Raw genomic sequence first — 23,411 nt, 5'->3', positions numbered from 1 at the left:
ATGCCGACGGTTTCCCGTCTTTACCCCTGGTCTGGTCTGGCGGCGTTGGTGCTGGTGGGGTGTAGTAGCCAACCCGCGCAGCCATTAAAGAAAGGGGAGAAAGCTGTCGATGTGGCGAGCGTGGTGCGGCAAAAAATGCCTGCCAGTGTGAAAGACCGGGACGCGTGGGCGCAGGACCTGGCGAAAACGTTTGAAAGCCAGAAGCTGGCGCCGACGGTTGAAAATATCTGTTCGGTGCTGGCCGTGGCACAGCAGGAGTCCAACTATCAGGCCGATCCGGTTGTCCCGAATTTAAGCAAAATAGCCTGGAAAGAGATTGACCGTCGCGCCGAGCGTATGCATATCCCGGTGTTTTTGGTTCATACCGCACTGAAGATTAACTCGCCAAATGGGAAAAGCTACAGCGAGCGTCTGGATTCAGTGAAGACGGAAAAGCAGCTTAGCGCCATTTTTGATGATTTCATCAATATGGTGCCGATGGGACAGACGTTGTTTGGTTCGCTCAACCCGGTGCATACCGGGGGGCCGATGCAGGTCAGCATTGCGTTTGCCGAACAGCATACTTCCGGGTATCCGTGGAAAATGGAAGGAACGGTACGTCAGGAAGTCTTTACCCTGCGCGGCGGACTCTGGTTCGGCACGTATCACTTGCTGAATTACCCGGCGAACTATAGCGCGCCTGTCTTCCGTTTCGCGGATTTTAATGCGGGATGGTATGCCAGCCGTAATGCGGCGTTTCAGAATGCCGTCAGCAAAGCCAGTGGTGTGAAGCTGGCGCTGGATGGGGATTTGATTCTCTACAACAGCAAAGAACCGGGTAAAACGGAGTTGGCGGTACGCAAGCTTGCCGGGAAGCTGGGGATGAGTGAGAGCGATATCCATCGTCAGTTGCAAAAAGGCGACAGCCTGGCCTTCGAGGAGACTGCGCTGTACGAGAAGATGTATAAGCTGGCGGAAGCGAAGGCAGGAAAAACGTTACCACGGGAAATGCTGCCAGGTATTCAACTGGAAAGCCCGAAGATTACGCGTAATTTGACCACGGCATGGTTTGCTAAACGCGTGGACGATCGTCGGGCGAAGTGTATGGGTCAGTCATCGTTGTGATGACGATGGCGCCAGCGCACCACCGCCGCGATGACGCCAAGGATAAGGCTGCCTGTGAGGAAGGGAATCAGTCCAAACAGGGTGCCGACGCCTAAGCCAATTTCAACGCGTGGGCGTCCGGTCTCTTGCATCTGTAGCTGCATCAGTTCTTCATAGATACCGGGCGCATGGGCTAACAGATTTAAAACCTGAGCCCCGGCCCAGAAGCAAAACAGCACAAAAACGGCATACGCAATGTTTCCGGGCAGAGAGGAGGTATCTCGATGCTTGCCCTTAAACAGGGATTTTGAGAGCGTAAAATCAGCCATAGGGACCTCCAGAGATATCCTGCGTTGTCGATGCCATACCAGTAACTGACAGTGAGTCTGACAGGTGATCGGGATTGTCAATATCAGAATGATGGTAATTTCAGGTAGAGATTATTCCTGGATTTTGGTTTTTTGTTGAACGTCACAAATATGTAACCTTAAGTTAAATTGATTCACATTTAAGAATTTCCGCACAGGACACAGACGCCCGCAGGGAAATGTGCGAGGATGCTGTTCAACGCTGAACTTCCACCGGAGCTGTTATGAACCTGCCTGTAAAAATTCGCCGCGACTGGCATTATTACGCGTTTGCCATTGGGCTGATCTTTATTCTGAATGGCGTGGTGGGATTATTGGGTTTTGAAGCGAAAGGATGGCAAACCTATGCGGTGGGGCTGGTTACGTGGGTGATTAGCTTTTGGCTAGCGGGACTTATTATTCGCCGCCGCGCCGATGAGGATGAAGATGTCAAGGATGCCCAATAGTTATCGGGCATCCTGTCTGCTTTTACATGCTGGTTTTCAGCGCGCTATCGGCAGCGTGGCGCTCCAGCGCCAGCTCGATCAGACGTGTGATCAGATCGGTATAGCTTAAGCCGCTGGCCTGCCACAGTTTGGGATACATACTGATGTTGGTAAAGCCCGGCAGCGTGTTGATCTCGTTGATCACCACGTCATTCTCTGCGGTCAGGAACACATCCACCCGCGCCATCCCGGCGCAACCCAGCGTCTGGTAAGCCTGAATAGCGATCTCACGGATCTTGTCGTTAATTTCTGGGGCAATCGCCGCCGGAACCACGACTTTGGCCCCGTTATCGTCAATATATTTGGTATCGTACGCGTAAAAATCACTGTTCAGCACGATCTCGCCACAGGTACTGGCCTGCGGATGATCGTTGCCCAGCACCGCGCATTCTATTTCGCGACCTTTGATCCCTTGCTCGACCACAACTTTATGATCGAATTCAAATGCCAGCGCGATGGCCTGGTTGTACTGTGCTTCACTGGTCACTTTACTGACGCCAACGGACGACCCCTGGTTGGCCGGTTTCACAAACAGCGGCAGGCCCAGGCGGGACTCGACCTCGGCAAAGCTGATGCTGTTGCGATTGGCGCGAGTTAGCGTAATAAATGGCGCGATGTTTAATCCGGCATCGCGCAGCAGACGTTTGGTGACGTCTTTATCCATGCAGGCTGCAGAGCCCAGCACATCTGAACCGACGAACGGTAAATTCGCCACGCGCAGCATGCCTTGCAGTGAACCATCTTCACCCAGCGTGCCGTGCACAATTGGGAAAATAACATCGACCGTTGGCAGCGGCTGACCATTTTGCGCATCGATCAACTGATGTTCTTGTTTACCCGGCACCTGCGCCAGACTGGTCGCGGAGGGACGCAGTGCAATATGTGCCGGATCGTTTGAATTGAGCAGATAGTTACTGGCATCGCTCACGTGCCACTGCCCTTGTTTATCAATACCTAACAGCACAACGTCAAAGCGAGTTTTGTCGATGGCATCGACAATATTTTTTGCCGATTGCAATGACACTTCATGTTCCGCTGATTTACCACCAAATACGATTCCTACCCGCAACTTTGCCATCTTAAAAACCCATTCCTTGAATGCAAAGCACATACATTACCACGACAAAACGCAGGATTCCTCGGCTTCTGGCAGATTGTTTTGGTGGATTCCCCGGGAATGAATACGCACAAACCCACAGGGCATGTTAGAAGCATAATTCCCTGTATATAATGTGGATTTGATGTGATGAATATCACAAATATGATGAGCGGGGAGATAAAATACTAAACTGTGAAACATCGCACCTCTGGACCCTCGTTTGAAGGCGTAATTTGTTAAGCTGCTCGCAGTTTTCAGCTACTTACCGTTATGAGTCCTTATGGAATCCTGGAGAGTTAACCTTATTTCCGTGTGGTTCGGTTGCTTTTTCACCGGACTGGCGATCAGCCAAATCCTGCCTTTTCTACCGCTCTATATCTCCCAACTGGGAGTAACCTCGCACGAAGCGCTCTCAATGTGGTCCGGGTTAACGTTTAGCGTCACGTTTCTTATTTCTGCCATTGTTTCACCGATGTGGGGCAGTTTAGCTGACCGTAAAGGGCGTAAGCTGATGCTGTTACGGGCCTCACTGGGTATGGCAATTGCCATTTTGCTGCAGGCATTTGCCACTAACGTCTGGCAGCTTTTTCTGCTGCGCGGGGTGATGGGGTTAACGTCGGGATACATTCCTAATGCGATGGCATTGGTGGCGTCGCAAGTCCCGCGCGAACGCAGTGGTTGGGCGTTGAGCACGCTCTCAACGGCGCAAATTAGTGGAGTGATTGGCGGGCCGCTGATGGGCGGTTTTATTGCCGACCATGTTGGTTTACGTGCGGTATTTTGTATTACCGCCGCGCTGTTGGTGGTGAGTTTTTTGGTCACACTGTTCTTAATTAAAGAGGGTGTCCGACCAGTGATTAAAAAAAGCGAGCGTTTAAGCGGGAAAGCTGTTTTTGCTTCGTTACCGTATCCCGCGCTGGTCATTAGCCTGTTTTTTACCACCATGGTGATTCAACTGTGTAACGGCTCAATTGGCCCCATTCTGGCGCTGTTTATCAAATCGATGGTGCCAGATAGCTCAAATATTGCCTTTCTCAGCGGCCTGATTGCCTCGGTTCCCGGCATATCCGCTTTGATTTCAGCGCCACGTCTTGGAAAGTTGGGCGACAGAATTGGTACTGAACGGATTCTAATGGCAACGCTCATCTTCGCCGTGGTGCTGTTTTTCGCTATGTCGTGGGTTACCACGCCGTTGCAGTTGGGAGTTCTACGTTTTCTGCTTGGCTTTGCCGACGGTGCAATGCTGCCTGCGGTGCAAACGCTATTAGTGAAATACTCCAGCGAGCAGATTACCGGGCGCATCTTTGGGTATAACCAGTCGTTTATGTATCTTGGCAACGTCGCTGGACCCTTGATGGGGGCAACCGTATCGGCCATGGCGGGTTTCCGCTGGGTCTTTATCGCTACCGCGAGCATTGTGCTTATTAATATCTGGCAACTGGCTATCGCGTTGCGACGCCGGCGTCTCGCTCGCTGAATGGCGGATTAACAACGCGGGTTGCCAGCGTTGTTAATCCATAATTGAAGATTATATATCTGGGTGACTATTAATCTCCTTACCCTTTTATATTGAATTATTCTGCAGAAAGCGTTATTCTCCCTTATTTTGTGTTGTGATTGTTTTCGCAAAACGTTTTATTTCTGCAATAAATACAACTTTCATCCTCTAGGAAGTTGTGAGTCTTAGTGATAACGTGGCCTTTATTTAGTTAAGGGAATACGAAAATGAAAAATCTCATCACTGAGTTGTTACTTAAGCTCGCCCAAAAAGAAGAAGAGTCGCAAGACCTGGCCGCGCAAGTCGCAACGTTAGAGCGGGTCATCATGGAAATGCTGCGCAACATGGCAACAAATGAGCAGCAAACACTGATTCGTCAAATAGAAGACGCGCTGGCAGGGGTAAGTCAAATGCCTGCATTTCTGACGACCATGCACAGTGCTGGCGAGAACGTACCTAAAACGTGTTGAGATATCTGCAGATACTTATCCACGAATTATCATAAAAGTGTCACATCAAATACTTATAGTCGCTTTGTTTTAATTTTACCGTATTTGTACATGGAGAAAATAAAGTGAAACAAAGCGCACTCGCTATTGCCCTGTTACCCTTGCTGTTTACCCCGGTTATTCATGCAGAAACATCTACCGTAGCGGCTATGGATAATCGTGCCGCACAGGGAGATATCACCACACCGGGTGGAGCGCGTCGATTAACGACTGATCAAACGGCAGCACTACGAGATTCTTTGAACGATAAACCGGCCAAAAATATTATTTTATTGATCGGTGATGGTATGGGGGACTCGGAAATTACCGCTGCGCGAAATTATGCAGAAGGCGCGGGTGGTTTTTTTAAAGGTATTGATGCGTTACCCCTGACCGGACAATACACGCACTACGCGTTGGATAAAAAAACGGGTAAACCTGACTATGTGACCGATTCCGCAGCCTCTGCGACGGCATGGACGACCGGTGTTAAAACATATAACGGTGCGCTGGGCGTTGATATTCACGAAAAAGATCACGCCACTATTCTGGAAATGGCTAAAGCGGCCGGTCTGGCGACAGGCAACGTATCCACTGCTGAATTGCAGGATGCCACCCCCGCCGCGCTGGTTGCGCATGTGACGTCGCGTAAATGTTACGGACCGAGCGTCACCGCTGAGAAATGCCCGACGAATGCGCTGGAAAAAGGCGGTAAAGGGTCAATCACCGAACAATTATTGAATGCCCGCGCTGACGTTACGCTGGGCGGCGGGGCAAAAACCTTTGCTGAGACCGCTGCTGCGGGCGAGTGGCAGGGGAAAACGCTGCGCGAACAGGCTCAGGCCCGTGGTTATCAGATGGTCAGTGATACCGCGACGCTGGCAGCCATTACCGAAGCGAATCAGGATAAACCGCTGTTAGGTTTGTTCTCTGACGGCAACATGCCGGTACGCTGGGAAGGGCCAAAAGCGTCTTACCACGGTAACCTTGATAAGCCAGTCGTGACCTGTACGCCAAATCCAAAACGTAACGACACGGTGCCAACGCTTGCCCAGATGACGGATAAAGCGATTGAGCTGTTAAGTAAGAATGAAAAAGGCTTTTTCCTGCAGGTAGAAGGCGCGTCCATCGATAAGCAGGATCACGCCGCAAACCCGTGCGGTCAGATTGGTGAAACGGTCGATCTGGACGAAGCTGTACAGCGCGCGCTGGCCTTCGCGAAGAAAGACGGCAACACGCTGGTTGTCGTGACCGCTGACCACGCGCATGCCAGCCAGATTGTTGCGCCAGACACCAAAGCCCCTGGCCTGACTCAGGCGCTGAATACCAAAGATGGTGCGGTGATGGTTATCAGCTATGGCAACTCGGAAGAGGAATCTCAGGAGCATACCGGCAGCCAGCTGCGCATTGCTGCCTATGGTCCGCATGCGGCGAATGTGGTAGGCCTGACCGATCAGACTGACCTGTTTTACACCATGAAAGCGGCGTTAGGTCTGAAGTAACCTGCTATTTGGTCACTTAATTTTAATAATGAGGTGGCTATTTCTGCGTCAGCAACCAGACTTACTACACGTCATCCTTCAGGCAGCCAACATCGAGGTTGCTTGAAAGGTGACGTGTAGAGTGAATACTCACAACAGGATGGTGCTATGAAAATAACATTGCTCGTTACCCTATTATTTGGCCTGGTTTTCTTAACTACCGTCGGCGCTGCCGAGAAGACGTTAACCCCGCAACAACAGCGTATGACCACCTGCAACCAGCAGGCGACGGCGCAGACCTTAAAAGGGGATGCCCGGAAGACATATATGAGTGATTGCCTGAAAAACAGTAAGTCTGCGCCTGATGAAAAGAGTCTGACGCCGCAGCAGCAGAAAATGCGTGAATGCAACGTTCAGGCAACAGAGCAGTCGCTGAAAGGCGACGATCGTAAAAAATTTATGAGCGCTTGCCTGAAAAAAGCTGCGTAATACATACGGGTGAGCGGATAAAATCGCTCACCCGAAATATCATACTTCCGCCGCCAGACCCCTTTCTATAATTTGGGAAATTTGTTTCAGAATATTCCCAAATACGATGAATGATGAAAACTTTTATCAAAAGAAGGCCGTACCGAATGAAGCATTTATATCGCTTCATCAAAACGACCACCAACGTTCCGGTCTGCGATTTGCCCGACGGATAAGACTGCCTCGCGCAGTCGGGCTGGGGGGAATGTTTTTCCCCATTGCGTCGGTATTAGTCTCGCAACCCATAACCGGAGGTTGGTGGCTGTTACTGGTGGGATGGGCGTTTGTCTGGCCGCACCTGGCGTGGCAGTTGGCGAGCAAAGCGGAAGATCCGCTGTACAGTGAATTTACGAATATTAAAACCGATGCGATCCTCGCTGGCATGTGGGTGGGGATCATGGGGGCAAACCTGCTGCCATCCACGGCGCTACTGATGATTATCTGCATTAACCTGATGGGCGCAGGTGGGGTGCGATTATTCATCGCTGGCGTCGTGTTGATGGTGGTTTCATGTCTGGTGACGCTACAGTTAACGGATATTCCGGTCGTTTTTAGCAGTACGCAACTGAGCGTGCTGTTGTCGCTGCCGGTACTGGTGATTTACCCGCTGCTGTTTGCCTGGGTTAGCTACCAGACGGTGATCAAATTGGCGGAGCATAAACGCCGTCTGCAGGTAATGAGTACGCGGGATGGAATGACCGGCGTTTATAATCGGCGCCATTGGGAGCTACTGCTGCGCAATGAATTTGATAATTGCCGTCGTCAGCAACGTGATGCCACGCTGCTTATTATCGATATCGACCATTTTAAGAGCATCAATGATACCTGGGGTCATGATGTTGGGGATCAGGCGATTGTTGCGCTGACGCGTCAGTTGCAAATGACGCTGCGCGGCAGTGATGTGATTGGGCGTTTTGGTGGTGATGAGTTTGCGGTAATTATGTGCGGAACACCTGCAGCCAGCGCCATCGCAGCGATGTCGCGCGTCCATGAACGACTTAGCCAGTTACGCTTGTCCTGTGCTCCGCAAGTAGCCCTGCGGATTAGCGTCGGTGTTGCTCCGCTGACTTCTGAAACAGAGCACTACCGGGAGTGGTTGAAGTCAGCGGATATGGCGCTTTACAAAGCAAAGAATGCCGGACGTAACCGTACTGAAGCGGCGGCCTGACGTCCGACTTGCACTCAGGATTTGCTGAGTTTCTCTGATTGTTCCATGCACTTAACCATCGCTTCGATGACTGATGAACGGAAGCCGCGTTCTTCGAGGACGCGCACTGCCTCAATGGTGGTTCCGCCAGGCGAGCACACCATATCTTTTAGTTCTCCAGGATGTTTACCCGTTTCCAGTACCATCTTCGCCGAGCCCATGACCGCCTGTGCCGCGAATTTATATGCTTGCGCGCGTGGCATGCCGCCCTGAACGGCGGCATCCGCCATGGCTTCGATAAACATAAACACATAGGCCGGGGCTGAACCACTGACGCCAACGACCGGGTGAATCATCGATTCTGCGATGACTTCGGCTTCGCCAAAGCAGCGGAAAATATTCAACACGTCAGCAGTATCTTCCGGTGTTACCAGCGCATTTGGGGTGACGGACGTCATTCCTGCATTGACCAATGACGGCGTGTTAGGCATTGCGCGGATAATTTTACGGTCATGACCCAGTGCGCGGGCGAGTTGATCGAGGGTGACGCCCGCCGCAATGGATACCACCAGGGAATCTTTGTTCAGGCTGGAGGTGATTTCACTCAGCACCTTAATCATGATGCCTGGCTTCACGGCACCAAAGACAATATCTGCAATCTGCGCGACTTCTTGCGCAGATTGCGCCGCATTTATGCCGTACTGATCGTGCAGTGCTGCGACTTTATCGGGAGAGGGGGTATAGACCCAGATTTGTCCGGGGAGTACCTGGCCGCTGGCGATCAGGCCGCCAAGAATCGCTTTACCCATATTTCCGCAGCCGATAAAACCAATTTTCTTGTCCATCTTGTCACTCCCTATGCGTGATATTCATTGTTTATACCCATAATCCTTCAAGTAACTTGAATTATTTAGGGTAAATCTGGGAAAGCTAAGCTTAGCGCGGAATGAAGGCGTTCAGAAGAAGAAACAGCGCTTTGCCTGAAAGTAAAAGCACGAGACAATGTGCAATTGCACATATGTCTGGAGGTGTTATGACGATTTGGGTGGATGCGGATGCGTGTCCGAATGTGATTAAAGAAATTTTATATCGGGCCTCCGAGCGGATGCAGATGCCGCTCATTTTGGTCGCCAATCAGAGTTTGCGCGTTCCGCCTTCGCGTTTTATCCGCACCTTACGTGTTCCGGCCGGGTTTGATGTCGCCGATAACGAAATTGTGCGCCAGTGCAGCGCTGGAGACCTGGTTGTCACGGCGGATATCCCGCTGGCCTCTGAAGTCATTGAAAAAGGCGCTGCGGCGCTCAACCCGCGCGGTGAGCGCTATACCGAGGCAACGATCAGTGAACGTCTGACGATGCGTGATTTTATGGATACGCTGCGTGCCAGCGGGATCCAGACCGGGGGACCTGACAGCCTTTCGCCGCGTGACAGGCAACATTTTGCGGCTGAACTGGACAAGTGGTGGCTGGAAGTTCAACGTAGAAAATAATAATTGTAATTTATTTTTTACACTTTCTTCGTTGTGAATTCTTGTTATAGTAGGGTTTAATCAATTTTATCGCCTTATTGGAATATATTCTTTACACTTTGGTGATGTACTAGTTTGATGGTATGATTATAACTTTAACAGCATCAGATCCCGCTTACCTGCGGTTCTCTGGGGAACTTCTGTGATGACACAACCGCTTTATCTTGTTGGCCCCCGGGGGTGTGGTAAGACGACAACCGGTATGGCGCTGGCGAAAGCCATCGACTTTCAGTTTGTTGATACCGATCGCTGGTTGCAATCACATCTGCAGATGACGGTGGCTGAAATTGTTGAAAGAGAAGGATGGGAAGGTTTTCGCGCCCAGGAAACGACCGCCCTGCAGGCCGTTACGGCCCCCTCAACAGTCGTAGCGACCGGCGGCGGTATTATTCTTACTGAATATAATCGTCACTACATGCGTAGTCACGGCATGGTCATCTATTTAAACGCACCAGTATCGGTACTGGTAAACCGCCTGGAAGAGGCGCCTGAGGAAGGATTGCGCCCGACGTTAACTGGCAAGCCATTAACCGAAGAAGTGCAGGAAGTGCTTGAGCAGCGCGATGCGCTGTATCGTGAAGCGGCGCATTATATTGTTGATGCGACGAATGAACCTTCGCAGGTTGTGGCTGATATTCTTGTGATACTGTCGCAAGCCCGGTCACGGCTACAGGGCGGAGCTTATTGTTAAGGGCTTCCCGATATAGACCGACCTTTCCACTCCATCCCGTGCGTGCAGATATATTATCTGTCCTCTGCCGGAGCGTGCCTGTATCACAATTTTCGAACCTCCTGCTATACCGCGGAAAGTGAAAATTAAGCGATAACAATATAGTACTGGAATGATTAGGAATCTTTACACTATGCATCACCGATCTGCTGCTACGCTTTTGAGCATTTGTAGCGCAGGTCAGTACCCGGCATTTGTCCGGGAATTCACGGCAAAGTAAGAAGACGGTGGAGCAACAAATGAGTACGTCGTTGGCTATCCTCACGATTGGTGTTGTGCCGATGTGTGAGGTGTTACCGCTCCTGACGGAATATATCGATGAACAACACATTACTCACCACAGCCTGCTGGGACAGATGCGGCGAGAAGATGTGATGGCCGAGTATGCGGTCTCGCCCGGCGACGAGTCGTTATTGACGCTGCTGAGCGACCATCAACTGGCTCATGTCTCGCGCCAGAAAGTCGAGCGCGATTTGCAAAGTATTGTTGAAGTGCTGGATAACCAGGGTTTTGACGTTATTTTGCTGATGAGCACGGCCTTAATTACCCGCCTGACGGCCCGCAATAGTATCCTGCTGGAGCCTTTACGAATTATTCCTCCCCTGGTGGCCTCAATTGTGGAAGGGCACCAGGTTGGGGTGATTGTGCCAGTCGCCGAGTTGCTCCAGGCCCAGGAACAAAAATGGCAGGTGCTACAGACGTCCCCCGTCTATGCCGTGGCAAACCCGATTCACGGTTCTGAACAACAGCTGATTGATGCCGGAAAAGATCTGCTTGAGCAGGGCGCGGATGTGATCATGCTGGATTGTTTGGGTTTTAACCAACGCCATCGTGATTTACTGCAAAAGTCTCTGGATGTCCCGGTTCTTCTGTCTAACGTACTGATTGCCCGACTGGCATCCGAGTTGCTCGCTTAATTTTGCGTGACAGGTACAACGCCAGACCCCTATATTGGTTATCAACTTAATCACGAGATAGGGCCAGTTGTATGCTTCAAAGTAATGAATACTTTTCCGGCAAAGTAAAATCGATCGGTTTTACCAGCAGCAGTACTGGCCGCGCCAGTGTAGGCGTGATGGCTGAAGGTGAATATACCTTTGGTACTGCGGCGCCTGAAGAGATGACGGTGGTTAGTGGCGCACTGAACGTGCTGCTGCCAGGGGAAACCGAGTGGAAAGTATATGCCGCAGGAGACGTGTTTAACGTACCGGGCAACAGTGAGTTTCATCTGCAGGTGGCAGAGCCAACATCCTATCTTTGCCGCTATTTGTAAGCGTAAAAATGACGAATGGCGATATTGTGTCGCCATTCGCTAAACAGGGCTAACGTTGCGCTTCGCCGCCTAATCCTTCCACCAGGCTTTTAATCAGCGCCGCCAGTTCACCTGTCATCAGGATAAAATCGGCATCAAAACGTTGAGCATAATCTTCGCGGTCGATATCTTCGTTCTGATCGCGCAGCTCGTCGCTAAACTTCAGACGTTTAATGGAGCCGTCGTCACACATAACGAACTGAATGCGCTGCTGCCAGTCGAGGGCCAGTTTGGTGACCAGTTTGCCTGCTTCGATGTGTACGGCAATTTCATCGCAAACCAGATCCTGTTTCTTCGCGCGGATCACGCCGCCGTCTTCCAGCATCGCTTTCAGTTCGGCTTCGTCCAGCAACTGGAATCCCTGTGCCGTTGTGCCGGAGCGAACCCATTCGGTCAGCGTTAGCTCAATAGGGTTTTCCATCGTCAACGGGACAACCGGCAGTGAACCGAGGCTTTTACGCAGCAGCGCCAGCGTATCTTCCGCTTTCTTCGCGCTTGCACAGTCGACCATGATCAGATCGTTGACGGTGTCGATCCACATCATTGTCTGGCTGAAGCGGCTAAAGGCGCGCGGCAGCAATGAGTGCAGAACTTCATCTTTCAGCGAGTCTTTTTCGGTCTTCTTGAGTTTACGACCTTGCTCAGCTTCCAGTTTGAATATTTTGGCTTCCAGCGCCTGTTTGATAACCGGCGACGGCAGAATTTTTTCTTCTTTGCGGGCGCAGATAATAATTTGGCCATTGGCGGTATGCGTTAATGCATCGCTGTGCGATCCCATCGGCGGAACCCAGCCCATTTTTGCCATATCCTGGCTACCGCAAGGGGTGAACGTCATTGATGCCAGCTGTTTTTCCATCTCTTCGGCACGCAAAGAAACATCGCGGCTAAGACGGTAAACCATTAAATTTTTGAACCACAGCATGATAATTTCCACGGCCTTGTCGTTAAATCCAGCGGGCATGATAGCGAATTGTCGCTATGCTTGCATTGTTAATCGGGAAGAGGAGCAAACAGTGCGTATAGGTATCGATTTAGGCGGTACAAAAACGGAAGTTATCGCGCTTGGCGATGCAGGCGAACAGCTTTTTCGCCATCGCCTGCCTACGCCGCGTGATGATTATCGGCAAACGATAGAAACCATCGCCGCGCTGGTGGAGATGGCGGAAAAAACCACCGGACAGATGGGAACCGTGGGGATGGGCATTCCCGGTTCAATATCGCCCTACACTGGGGTGGTGAAAAATGCCAACTCGACCTGGCTCAATGGACAACCCTTTGACAAAGACCTGAGTACCCGACTGAACCGCGAAGTCCGCCTGGCAAACGATGCCAACTGCCTGGCGGTGTCTGAAGCGGTGGATGGCGCGGCGGCGGGGGCGCAAACCGTGTTTGCGGTGATAATTGGTACCGGCTGTGGTTCCGGCGTGGCGCTAAATGGCCGGGTGCATACCGGTGGGAATGGCACGGCGGGCGAGTGGGGGCATAATCCGCTGCCGTGGATGGACGAAGATGAGCTGCGCTATCGGCAGGAAGTACCCTGTTATTGCGGCAAGCAAGGCTGCATTGAAACCTTTATCTCAGGGACCGGTTTTGCCACTGATTATCATCGCCTGAGCGGAAATCCGCTAAAAGGCAGTGAAATTATCCGTCTGGTTAACGAACAGGATGCGCTGGCGGAACAGGCGCTGAGCCGATATGAATTACGCCTGGCGAAATCATTAGCGCATGTGGTGAATATTCTCGATCCGGATGTCATTGTACTGGGCGGGGGAATGAGCAATGTCGACAGGCTGTATCAACACGTCCCGACGTTGATGAAGCAGTTTGTTTTTGGCGGTGAGTGTGAAACGCCTCTGCGCAAGGCGTTACACGGTGACTCCAGTGGCGTGCGTGGCGCGGCCTGGCTGTGGCCGCAGGCATAAACGTTTATGTCGCGGGTGCAACCTGTTGTTGCACGCCGCGCTTCAGGCGACCATAGATCAGCAGTGATGACATCGCGGTAAAAGACAGTAGAGCCGCAGGGATCGTGACGTAGTTGTAGGCAAAGCCCAACGTCAACATTAAGCCGCCGAAGTAAGCGCCAATTGCGCTACCCAGATTAAAGGCCATTTGCCCACCGGCCGCCCCCAGCAGTTCACCGCCCTTCGCGTTTTGTAGCAGTAAAATTTGTAGCGGTGCTGATAGCGCAAACAGACCCGCGCAGCAAATAAAGGCGAACGTCAGCGAGGCGGTTTTGATGCCGCCGAATGCAAACAGCAGCAGGGCCAGTACAATCACAAAATCAGTTACTACCGCAATGCGTAGCGGCGTGTAGCGACCAGACAGTCGACCGCTCAGCAGGTTGCCCAACACCATCCCCAGCCCAACCAGCATCATGATGAAAGTCATCAGCGTTTCGGAGAAACCAGAGATGTACATCATGTAGGGTTTTACGTAGCTGAACCAGGCAAAAACACCGGCGTTGCCAAACATGGTGGCGGAGAAAATGAGCCACGGTGCGGGACTTTTCAGAAAGTGAAATTGCTCGCGTAGCCTGCCTTTTGCTTCGTCGCGGAGGTTGGGTACCCAAAACATAACCGACAGAATAACGGCGATGTTAAACACGGCAATCAGCAGAAACGTGTAGCGCCAGCTAAACGTCTGACTCAGCCAGGTGCCAATGGGAATGCCAATCAGATTGGCGACGGTCATGCCGGAAATCATACCCGCAACGGCGGCGGTAACTTTACCAGGGCGCGCCAGCTTTGACAGGATAATCGCGCCGACGCCAAAAAATGCCCCGTGTGGAAACCCGGAGACCAGCCGGCCTACCGCCAGCATAAAATAGCTGGAAGAGAGGGTGAAGATGGCATTACCGACGACACAGAGTGTGACCAGAAACAGCAGAATATGCTTAAGCGAAAAACGATTGGAAAACACGGCAATAATGGGTGCGCCGATGACAACGCCAAAGGCGTAAAACGAAATCATATGGCCAGCATCGGGGATGGAAATGCCCACGTCACGCGCCAGTTCGGTTAAGACGCCCATAATGCCAAACTCGGCCATGCCCAGCCCAAACGTCCCGAGGGCTAAAGAGAAAATGACTTTTTTCATACTACCTGCCAACAATAAAGACGCAGGATGTGCGCCACAGCGCTGAATGCTCGCCGCCAATAAAGGGATAGCTTGCGGATAAGAAAAAGAGATTGCCATTTCATATCCGTCTTTGTGTATTCACGATCGTGCTATGTATTATGCCGGATGGTGCTTACGCTTATCCGGCCTGTGAAACCACACCCACAGGGTGATTACTCTACCGCAAACATCTTGTCGAGTTTGCTGTAACCTAATCCATTGATTTTTTTAACCTTGATTTGCACGGGAATACGTTCTTTCATCGCTTCAACGTGGCTGATCACGCCAATGGTTTTACCGGTAGCGTTGAGCGCATCAAGCGCGTCGAGGGCGGTATCCAGCGTTTCACTGTCCAGCGTGCCGAAACCTTCGTCGAGGAACAGGGAGTCAATACGTGTTTTGTGACTGACCAGGTCGGACAACGCCAGCGCCAGCGCCAGGCTCACGAGGAAGCTCTCGCCGCCGGAGAGCGTGCGGGTATCACGCACGGCATCGGCCTGCCAGGTATCCACCACTTCAAGTTCCAGCGCCTCACTGGCCTTGCGTTGCAACAGATAGCGACCATGCAGACGGGTTAACTGGTTGTTGGCCAACCAGACCAGGTTATCCAGCGTCAGTCCCTGGGCAAATTTGCGGAATTTATCACCTTCTTTCGAGCCGATCAGCGCATTCAGGTAACCCCAGTCTTCGACCAGCAGTGAGGCCTTTTCAATCTCTTGCATCAGGGTCTGCTGCTGCTGGCGGTTTTCGGCATCCTGCCTGAGCTGCTGGCGAATTTCGCCCTGGCGCGTGGTGTTATCCCGCAGTTGTTGCGTGAGCTGCGCCAGTGCATCGTGCAGATGCTGCGCCGTCAGCGTGAGATCCACTTCTGTTGGTTGCTGCTGTTGATGAGCCGCCAGTGCCTGCTGGGCCTGATTAACCAGCGTTTGCGCCTGTTGTAGCTGGCCTTCCAGCGATTGCTTAAGCTGCTCAAGATGGTTAAACGCCTCTTCATCAAGCAGGGCGGCAAGGAAGGTGTCGCGATCGTCAAAAACACTGGCCTGCAATGCGCTATCAAACTGTGCCTGAATCTCTGCTGCGCGTTGTGCCTCCTGGGCTTCCTGCTGTTGCAACGATTGCCACTGGCCCTGTAATGAGAGGCAGTCATCGTGCACCTGCCGCCAGTTTTCCAGCGCCAGGCTTTCTGTCGTTTCTTCCTTCGCGCCGGTTTCGGGCAATGTTTCCAGCAATGGCGCAAGCTGTGCCATTTTCGCCTGGAGCTCGGTCAGTTCATTTTGGCGACGCTGCCACATCTGCGCTTCTCCCACACGTGCGTTAAGCCAGGCGGTGATATCGTCATCGGCAGGAAGCGACAGACCGTAGCGGGCTAATTCAGCGAGAAGCGTAGTCTGCCGCTGTTCAATATGCAGTTGAAGCTGGGTTATCTGTTCGGAATGTGCAGTAATTTGTGCCTGCAGGGCATGACGCAGGCTCAACTGGTGAAGCTGTTGTTCGTGTTCTTCCTGGGCTGCAAGCCAGGGGGCGATATCATCCTGCGGTTGCAACGTTATGTTCAGACTGGTAGTCAGCGTCTGCCACTCTTTAGTAAGTGCTTGCTCCTCCTGAGAAAGCGTCTGTACCTCGCGTTCATCGCGCTGTAGCTGTTGGGTTATCGCGTCGAGCTGCCCGCGTAGCGTTGACCCCTCATCGGCCAGCGTTTTGACCTCTTTTTCTAATGCTTCACGCCGCGCCTGATTGACGCTGAGTTCGAGGGTCTGATAGTGCTCAATGGCCGGATGTGTCGTGGAGCCACAAAGCGGACAAGGCTGTCCGGACTGCAGTAAAGCACGCTGGCTTTCCAGATCTTTAATCCGTGCTTCCTGTTCGCAGAGCGTTTTCACATCGGTCAGATGCTGATTTTTATCTTTATAGCGCTGACGTTTTTCTGCCAGGGCCGCGTTGCGTTGTGCTTGCTCCTGCTGGCGCTGCTGAATTGTGGTGCGTAGCTGTACCAGTTGTTTTTGTTTCGGCGCAATTTGTCCATGCAGATTGCTCAGTTGCTGGCGTAATGGACGCAACTGTGAGTGCTGCGCCAGCGCTACCGTGACCTCTTGCGCGCTAAGGGCCAACGAGGGAAGCGGCAGTGCATCCAGCTTGCGCACGTCGCTGTCGCGTAGTTTTTGCCACTGACGTAGCTGCTCGTTAGCGTCAGATTGCTGTGCCAATAGCGCTTTCCATCCTGCCAGTTCGCTGCTCCATAAGCGGAAACGGTCATGTTCGTTCAGCCAGTCGGTTAGCGCCTGCTGTTCGGTGAGCAGGGTCGCCGACTGTTTTTGTGCCTGCTGACGGATGCGCCCGCGCAGCGCTAAGCTGCTTTGTAAGCGAGCATTCACTTCCTGAATATTCTGTCGTGTTCGGCGTAGCGTGGCGGATTGTTCCTGAATTCGCTCCCAGTACGGACGCAATGCTCTGGCGGGATGTGCCAGGCTGAGTGTCGCCAGCTGCGGTTGTGCTTTATCTTGCGCCTCTTTTGCGGTCTGTAATGCTTGCTGGTGGCGGCTTACTTCTGCCTGTAGCTCATTTTGTCGGATGAGCCAATTAAGATGCTGTTGCTGGATTTGCTGACGGGTAAGATGCTGTTTTTCTTCGTCAGTAAGTACCTGCAAACTTTCTGTCAGAGACTGTACCTGCTCTGGTGCTAACAGCGCCACGCCGCTGGCCTGGGCCTGCAGTTTTTCCAGCTCCGTACGCGCTGCTTTGTGCTTTTCAAACACCATGGCGGAGATTTGGCCGTAAATCTCTGTGCCGGTCAGCTCTTCCAGCAGTTCGGCGCGCTCTTTCGGTTTGGCATTGAGAAATGCGGCAAACTGGCCCTGAGACAGCAGCATCGAGCGGGTAAAACGGCCGTAATCCAGCCCGGTAAGCTCGGCGGTCATTTCCAGCTTGTCTTTAACTTTATCGGCGAGAATTTTGCCATCGGCGCAACGAGCCAGTTCGACACGCGGAACCTGCAGGTTACCTTCTGGTTGATTGCGCGCGCGGTTCTGGCTCCAGAATGCGCGATAGGCTTCGCCTCTGACTTCGAATTCAACTTCGGCCAGACATTCCGCCGTATCGCGAGTCATCAGGTCGTTTTGCGACTGCGATACGGTATTGAGTCGTGGTGTTTCATGGTACAGCGCGAGGCAAATGGCGTCCAGCAGGGTGGTCTTCCCGGCACCGGTTGGACCGGTGATGGCGAACAGCCCGTTGCTGGCAAAAGGCTCTGCCGTGAAATCAACTTTCCATTCCCCTTTCAGAGAGTTGAGGTTTTTCAGACGCAGGCTGAGAATTTTCATGCTTCGGTCTCCCCGGCGAGCGTGTGTAAGGTAGTGCTAAACAGCTGATTCAGGCGCTCACGCTGTGGATCGTCGAGTTCTTCCAGCGCCAGACGGCGGTCAAACACCTCCGTCACGCTTAATTCACTCAACGTTTCACGTCGTTCATTGGCCATGATGCGCTCGCGTTGTTCACGACTACGACGCACCAATAAGACTTCTACCGGTAAGTCTTCGGTCAGAGTCTGGATTTTGCGCTGCATATCATGCAGATAGTCATCGGTCGCGATTTCTATATCTAACCACACCGGCGGTTCCTGTTGCGTGCCACGCCATTGTTCCAGCTGTGCGCTAATCGTCGCTAAATCGCCTTTCAATACGGCAAGTTGTTGGGTTACTGGTACGATGAGGTTTTCAACGGCGCTCAGCTTACCGTTTTCAAAGCTCACCAGGTGGACGCATTTGCTTTTGCCGCACTCGTCAAAACTCAGTGTAATCGGGGAGCCGCAATAGCGAATATGTTCCGTACCGCCGATGACCTGTGCCCGGTGAATATGTCCCAGCGCGATGTAATCCGCCGGTGGGAAATTTTGTGCCGGAAAAGCATCCAGCGTCCCAATATAAATATCGCGTACGGCGTCACTTTTACTGGCGCCGACGGTGGTCAGATGCCCTGTCGCAATAATTGGCAGATTCTGGTCGCCACGCAGCGCGCAGGCGTCCTGATATTGCTGTTGGTAATAGTCGGTGATTGCACCTAATAAATGCTGCTGTTTTTCTTGCCCGGTCAACCCAGCCTGGCTGGTAATGATGTCGCGCGGACGTAAGAAAGGAACCGGACACAGGATAGCCCCCGGCGTGCCGTCGCGTTGAGGTAGCACTTGCGGCGCGTGGCCGGCGCTGGCAACGACCGTGGTGTTGAGGAACGCCAGAATATCGCGGGATTCATTGAGTGTGGCGACGGAGTCGTGGTTGCCTGCCAGCACCACCAGATGACAGCCGGTTTGCTGCAGATTAACGACAAAACGGTTATACAGCTCACGGGCATAGCTTGGCGGTGAACCGGTATCAAAAATATCACCTGCCACAATAATGGCATCCACCTGATGGGATTGTGCCGTTTCCAGCAGCCAGTCGAGAAAGGCCTGGTGTTCAGCGGCGCGGCTCTTGCTGTAGAAATTTTGGCCCAGATGCCAGTCAGACGTGTGGAGGATGCGCATAAGAGTTCCATGACAAAAAAACGATGGCGGAGATTATAACCTTGCAAGGGCGGTAATATCTTGTTTCCGGGCTGTCATAATTCGCCTGGCTGCGTTAAACCTGGACTATCTTTTCATAAATCTGTCATAAAAGTGACGCATAATGCCACGGTATTGATGGCAAACGATTTAATTATAAACAGGGCAAATCATGGCGAGACGTATTCTGGTCGTAGAAGATGAAGCTCCAATTCGTGAAATGGTCTGCTTCGTGCTCGAGCAAAACGGTTTTCAACCCGTAGAAGCCGAAGACTATGACAGTGCTGTGAACCAACTTAATGAACCCTGGCCGGATCTCGTCCTGCTTGACTGGATGCTTCCCGGCGGCTCGGGTCTACAGTTTATTAAACACCTCAAGCGGGAAGCGATGACGCGGGATATCCCCGTGATGATGCTGACGGCGCGCGGTGAAGAGGAAGACCGCGTCCGGGGTCTGGAAACCGGTGCGGATGATTATATTACCAAGCCGTTTTCTCCCAAGGAGCTGGTGGCGCGTATTAAAGCGGTTCTGCGTCGTATTTCACCGATGGCGGTGGAAGAGGTTATTGAGATGCAGGGGCTAAGCCTTGATCCGACCTCGCATCGCGTGATGACCGGAGAGGATCCGCTGGATATGGGGCCGACCGAATTCAAACTGTTGCACTTCTTTATGACCCACCCTGAGCGCGTCTACAGCCGTGAACAACTCCTCAATCATGTCTGGGGAACCAATGTCTACGTGGAAGACCGGACAGTGGATGTGCATATTCGCCGGTTGCGTAAAGCGCTGGAGCATAGCGGACACGATCGTATGGTGCAGACGGTACGCGGGACGGGATATCGCTTTTCGACCCGCTTCTGACTGCAAGTAATAAGAGCCTGAGGGATTAGGCTGTAAATGGAGTAAGACGTTTGCTTGAACGATTGTCATGGAAAAGGCTGGTGCTGGAGCTGATCCTGTGCTGCATACCGGCATTTATCCTTAGCGCTTTTTTCGGTTACCTGCCCTGGTTTTTACTGGCGTCGGTAACGGGCCTGCTTATCTGGCATTTCTGGAATTTATTACGTTTGTCCTGGTGGCTATGGGTCGACAGAAGTATGACGCCCCCGCCGGGGCGCGGCAGTTGGGAGCCGTTGTTATATGGGCTGCATCAAATGCAGCTGCGCAACAAAAAGCGCCGTCGAGAACTGGGTAACCTGATCAAACGTTTTCGCAGCGGGGCGGAATCACTGCCCGACGCGGTGGTGTTGACCACCGAAGAAGGCGGTATCTTCTGGTGTAACGGACTGGCTCAGCAGGTTCTGGGACTGCGCTGGCCGGACGATAGCGGGCAAAATATCCTTAATCTGCTGCGCTACCCGGAATTCACACAATATCTGAAAACGCGCGACTTTAGCCGGCCTATCAATCTGGTGCTCAATACCGGACGGCATCTGGAAATTCGCGTGATGCCCTACACGGATAAGCAACTGCTAATGGTGGCGCGCGACGTTACCCAGATGCACCAACTGGAAGGTTCACGACGTAACTTTTTCGCCAACGCCAGCCATGAGCTACGTACCCCGCTGACGGTGTTGCAGGGCTACCTGGAAATGATGCAGGAACATCCGCTGGAAGGGACGACGCGCGAAAAAGCGCTGCATACCATGCGTGAACAAACGTACCGTATGGAAGGGTTAGTGAAGCAACTGCTAACGCTGTCAAAAATTGAGGCTGCGCCGACGCTGCAACTGAATGAGAAGGTCGACGTGCCCATGATGCTGCGCGTGGTTGAGCACGAAGCGCAAACGCTGAGCCAGCATAAACATACGTTTACTTTTGATGTTGATAACAGCCTGAACGTGCGGGGTAACGAGGAGCAGTTGCGTAGCGCTATCTCGAATCTCGTCTATAACGCGGTGAACCACACCCCTGCGGGAACGCACATTACCGTACGCTGGCAGCATGTGGCCTCGGGGGCGGAATTTTGTGTGGAAGACAACGGTCCAGGTATTGCCGCCGAGCATATTCCACGCCTGACCGAGCGTTTTTATCGCGTAGATAAAGCGCGATCGCGGCAAACGGGCGGTAGCGGACTCGGGCTGGCCATCGTTAAGCATGCCCTGCATCATCACGACAGCCGTTTGAATATCGACAGCGAACCAGGCCAGGGAACGCGATTTAGTTTCGTGATCCCGGAACGTTTAATTGCCAAAAATAGCGGTTAAAACGTATTCGTAAGTTTATCTTTCCAAAAGCCAGCGCGAGCTGGCTTTTTTTGTTGTAGTCAATAAGTAGCTCCTGAATTTTACGACGTTTGATTGTTTTTTGTTCGCATGATTACCCATGTCTTTTTCCAGGGAATGGTGTTTTGTGCTGGTTCAATATTTCATATCGCTATATTGTTCTGGTTTTTAGATCCCACCTTGCTTTAAAACGTTATAAGCGTTTAAATTGCGCATCAAATGCTGTCATACCGACTGCATTTACGCGGTAAATCGAAAAACTATTCTTCGCCGCGCCAGGCCGGGAGAATTTCCCGCTGGAATTGCTTAAAAATGCCGCTGTATCATCCCGCAGGGAAAGGCAGAAAATTAAACGTTTTCAACACCACATCCACAGGCAGTAAGACTTTATGACCCATCAGTTAAAATCGCGCGATATTATCGCACTGGGATTTATGACATTTGCACTGTTCGTAGGTGCAGGTAACATTATTTTCCCCCCAATGGTTGGTTTGCAGGCAGGCGAGCACGTCTGGACCGCGGCCTTTGGCTTCCTGATTACCGCCGTAGGCCTTCCGGTACTTACTGTGGTCGCATTGGCGAAAGTGGGCGGCGGTGTGGACAGCCTGAGCACGCCTATCGGTAAAGTTGCCGGTCTGCTGCTGGCTACCGTCTGCTATCTGGCCGTGGGGCCATTATTCGCCACGCCGCGTACCGCAACGGTTTCGTTCGAAGTTGGGATTGCACCGCTGACCGGTGATTCTGCGCTGCCGCTGTTCATCTACAGCGTGGTGTACTTCGCGATTGTGATTCTGGTGTCACTGTATCCCGGCAAACTGCTGGATACCGTGGGCAACTTCCTTGCTCCATTGAAAATTCTGGCACTGGTTGTGCTTTCCGTGGCGGCGATTGTCTGGCCAGCGGGCCCGATCAGCAATGCGATGGAAGCCTATCAAAACGCGGCATTCTCGAATGGCTTTGTGAACGGCTATCTGACGATGGATACGCTGGGCGCGATGGTATTTGGTATTGTTATTGTTAACGCCGCCCGCTCGCGTGGCGTTACCGAAGCGCGTTTGTTGACCCGTTACACCGTCTGGGCTGGCCTGATGGCGGGCGTGGGTTTAACGCTGCTGTACCTCGCGTTGTTCCGTCTGGGTTCAGACAGTGCGACGTTGGTCGATCAATCTGCTAACGGTGCGGCAATTCTGCATGCGTATGTTCAGCACACCTTCGGTGGTGCAGGCAGCTTCCTGCTGGCGGCGTTGATTTTCATCGCTTGCCTGGTCACCGCGGTTGGCCTGACCTGTGCGTGCGCTGAATTCTTCGCGCAGTATGTTCCGCTGTCTTATCGTACGCTAGTGTTTATCCTTGGCGGCTTCTCGATGGTGGTCTCTAACCTGGGCCTGAGCCATCTGATTCAGATCTCTATTCCGGTGCTGACGGCTATCTATCCGCCATGTATCGCACTGGTTGTATTAAGCTTTACCCGCTCATGGTGGCATAATTCTTCCCGCGTCATTGCACCTGCGATGTTTATCAGCCTGATTTTTGGTATCCTTGATGGCATTAAAGCTTCTGCAATTGGCGATGTCTTACCAGCCTGGACCCAGCGTTTACCGCTGGCGGAGCAGGGGCTGGCGTGGTTGATGCCAACAGTCGTGATGGTGGTCCTGGCAGTTATCTGGGATCGCGCCGCGGGTCGACAAGTGACCTCCAGCGCGCACTAATATCACTGACAATAAGTTTTAACCACGGGGCTATTAACATGGCCCCGTGGTTTTTTTATTGTGTTAACAGGTTAGGAA

22 protein-coding genes are annotated in these 23,411 nt (G+C 52.3%); 15 read left to right on the top strand and 7 right to left on the bottom strand.

Going from position 1 to position 23,411, the window contains the following annotated elements; genetic code table 11:
- Entirely contained in the window at positions 1 to 1,104 is a 1,104-nt protein-coding gene (locus tag G8S19_RS17235) for a DUF1615 domain-containing protein (protein WP_048212468.1), read from the top strand.
- Here G8S19_RS17235 and G8S19_RS17230 read toward each other — a convergent pair.
- The gene (locus G8S19_RS17230) at positions 1,089 to 1,412 is read right to left on the bottom strand and encodes a YaiY family protein (protein WP_101741822.1); all 324 of its coding nucleotides are present in this window, start codon (positions 1,410 to 1,412) and stop codon (positions 1,089 to 1,091) included. The two genes, G8S19_RS17235 and G8S19_RS17230, sit on opposite strands and share 16 nt — an antisense overlap.
- Before the next feature lie 263 nt (positions 1,413 to 1,675).
- On the opposite strand from G8S19_RS17230, the gene G8S19_RS17225 reads away from it, so the two are divergent.
- A complete protein-coding gene (locus tag G8S19_RS17225) occupies positions 1,676 to 1,897 on the top strand; it encodes a DUF2754 domain-containing protein (RefSeq protein ID WP_005120949.1) in 222 nt (73 codons plus the stop codon).
- Between the two features lie 22 nt (positions 1,898 to 1,919).
- Here G8S19_RS17225 and ddlA read toward each other — a convergent pair whose 3' ends face one another.
- Entirely contained in the window at positions 1,920 to 3,014 is a 1,095-nt protein-coding gene (gene ddlA, locus G8S19_RS17220; RefSeq protein ID WP_048212466.1) for a D-alanine--D-alanine ligase, read from the bottom strand.
- Between the two features lie 301 nt (positions 3,015 to 3,315).
- Between ddlA and G8S19_RS17215 the strand changes: the two genes are divergently transcribed.
- From G8S19_RS17215 to adrA, 5 genes are all read left to right on the top strand, one after another.
- Complete coding sequence (locus tag G8S19_RS17215) at positions 3,316 to 4,512, top strand: multidrug efflux MFS transporter (protein ID WP_048212465.1); 1,197 nt, start codon at positions 3,316 to 3,318, stop codon at positions 4,510 to 4,512.
- Positions 4,513 to 4,760: 248 nt separating this feature from the next.
- Positions 4,761 to 5,003 carry a sigma-S stabilization anti-adapter protein IraP gene (locus G8S19_RS17210; protein ID WP_048212464.1) on the top strand — a complete coding sequence of 81 codons (243 nt, stop codon included), beginning with the start codon at positions 4,761 to 4,763 and terminating at the stop codon, positions 5,001 to 5,003.
- Between the two features lie 104 nt (positions 5,004 to 5,107).
- Positions 5,108 to 6,523, top strand: coding sequence for an alkaline phosphatase (gene phoA, locus G8S19_RS17205; protein WP_061067402.1), 1,416 nt, complete (start codon positions 5,108 to 5,110; stop codon positions 6,521 to 6,523).
- Positions 6,524 to 6,670: 147 nt separating this feature from the next.
- Positions 6,671 to 6,991 (top strand): phosphate starvation-inducible protein PsiF, encoded by a 321-nt coding sequence (gene psiF, locus G8S19_RS17200; protein WP_048212462.1) that lies wholly within the window; start codon positions 6,671 to 6,673, stop codon positions 6,989 to 6,991.
- A 91-nt stretch (positions 6,992 to 7,082) separates the two neighbouring features.
- Positions 7,083 to 8,198 carry a diguanylate cyclase AdrA gene (gene adrA, locus G8S19_RS17195; protein ID WP_101741821.1) on the top strand — a complete coding sequence of 372 codons (1,116 nt, stop codon included), beginning with the start codon at positions 7,083 to 7,085 and terminating at the stop codon, positions 8,196 to 8,198.
- Between the two features lie 14 nt (positions 8,199 to 8,212).
- Here adrA and proC read toward each other — a convergent pair whose 3' ends face one another.
- A complete protein-coding gene (gene proC, locus G8S19_RS17190; RefSeq protein WP_048212460.1) occupies positions 8,213 to 9,022 on the bottom strand; it encodes a pyrroline-5-carboxylate reductase in 810 nt (269 codons plus the stop codon).
- Positions 9,023 to 9,210: 188 nt separating this feature from the next.
- On the opposite strand from proC, the gene G8S19_RS17185 reads away from it, so the two are divergent.
- From G8S19_RS17185 to ppnP, 4 genes are all read left to right on the top strand, one after another.
- Positions 9,211 to 9,666, top strand: coding sequence for a YaiI/YqxD family protein (locus G8S19_RS17185; protein WP_253685590.1), 456 nt, complete (start codon positions 9,211 to 9,213; stop codon positions 9,664 to 9,666).
- 184 nt (positions 9,667 to 9,850) lie between these two features.
- Positions 9,851 to 10,396, top strand: a complete 546-nt coding sequence (gene aroL / locus G8S19_RS17180; protein ID WP_048212458.1) for a shikimate kinase AroL — start codon at positions 9,851 to 9,853, stop codon at positions 10,394 to 10,396.
- Between the two features lie 278 nt (positions 10,397 to 10,674).
- Complete coding sequence (locus tag G8S19_RS17175; RefSeq protein WP_061067404.1) at positions 10,675 to 11,352, top strand: AroM family protein; 678 nt, start codon at positions 10,675 to 10,677, stop codon at positions 11,350 to 11,352.
- Between the two features lie 71 nt (positions 11,353 to 11,423).
- Positions 11,424 to 11,708, top strand: coding sequence for a pyrimidine/purine nucleoside phosphorylase (gene ppnP, locus G8S19_RS17170; RefSeq protein WP_003021477.1), 285 nt, complete (start codon positions 11,424 to 11,426; stop codon positions 11,706 to 11,708).
- Between the two features lie 49 nt (positions 11,709 to 11,757).
- Here ppnP and rdgC read toward each other — a convergent pair whose 3' ends face one another.
- Complete coding sequence (rdgC, locus tag G8S19_RS17165) at positions 11,758 to 12,669, bottom strand: recombination-associated protein RdgC (RefSeq protein WP_253685588.1); 912 nt, start codon at positions 12,667 to 12,669, stop codon at positions 11,758 to 11,760.
- 91 nt (positions 12,670 to 12,760) lie between these two features.
- Between rdgC and mak the strand changes: the two genes are divergently transcribed.
- Positions 12,761 to 13,669, top strand: a complete 909-nt coding sequence (gene mak, locus G8S19_RS17160) for a fructokinase (RefSeq protein WP_137364704.1) — start codon at positions 12,761 to 12,763, stop codon at positions 13,667 to 13,669.
- Positions 13,670 to 13,673: 4 nt separating this feature from the next.
- Here the strand turns inward: mak and araJ are convergent, their stop codons facing one another.
- From araJ to sbcD, 3 genes are all read right to left on the bottom strand, one after another.
- Positions 13,674 to 14,843: an MFS transporter AraJ gene (araJ, locus tag G8S19_RS17155; protein ID WP_253686644.1), complete on the bottom strand. Its 1,170-nt coding sequence runs from the start codon at positions 14,841 to 14,843 to the stop codon at positions 13,674 to 13,676.
- Positions 14,844 to 15,037: 194 nt separating this feature from the next.
- Positions 15,038 to 18,181 (bottom strand): exonuclease subunit SbcC, encoded by a 3,144-nt coding sequence (gene sbcC / locus G8S19_RS17150; RefSeq protein ID WP_253685586.1) that lies wholly within the window; start codon positions 18,179 to 18,181, stop codon positions 15,038 to 15,040.
- Positions 18,178 to 19,380, bottom strand: coding sequence for an exonuclease subunit SbcD (sbcD, locus tag G8S19_RS17145; protein WP_048212453.1), 1,203 nt, complete (start codon positions 19,378 to 19,380; stop codon positions 18,178 to 18,180). The genes sbcC and sbcD overlap by 4 nt, the downstream gene beginning before the upstream one ends.
- Before the next feature lie 190 nt (positions 19,381 to 19,570).
- On the opposite strand from sbcD, the gene phoB reads away from it, so the two are divergent.
- The 3 genes from phoB (at position 19,571) to brnQ (ending at position 23,333) form a co-directional block, all read left to right on the top strand.
- Positions 19,571 to 20,260 (top strand): phosphate response regulator transcription factor PhoB, encoded by a 690-nt coding sequence (gene phoB, locus G8S19_RS17140; protein ID WP_003021496.1) that lies wholly within the window; start codon positions 19,571 to 19,573, stop codon positions 20,258 to 20,260.
- A gap of 50 nt (positions 20,261 to 20,310) precedes the next feature.
- Positions 20,311 to 21,606, top strand: a complete 1,296-nt coding sequence (phoR, locus tag G8S19_RS17135; RefSeq protein ID WP_121584283.1) for a phosphate regulon sensor histidine kinase PhoR — start codon at positions 20,311 to 20,313, stop codon at positions 21,604 to 21,606.
- Between the two features lie 407 nt (positions 21,607 to 22,013).
- Complete coding sequence (gene brnQ / locus G8S19_RS17130) at positions 22,014 to 23,333, top strand: branched-chain amino acid transporter carrier protein BrnQ (protein WP_040232748.1); 1,320 nt, start codon at positions 22,014 to 22,016, stop codon at positions 23,331 to 23,333.
- The last annotated feature ends 78 nt before the right edge of the window (positions 23,334 to 23,411 follow it).

Origin of the sequence: Citrobacter sp. SX206 (assembly GCF_024181025.1) — a bacterium.
GTDB lineage: Bacteria > Pseudomonadota > Gammaproteobacteria > Enterobacterales > Enterobacteriaceae > Citrobacter > Citrobacter youngae.
Note: the sequence above shows the minus strand (reverse complement) of the source record. Positions and strands in the feature narration are given on the sequence as shown.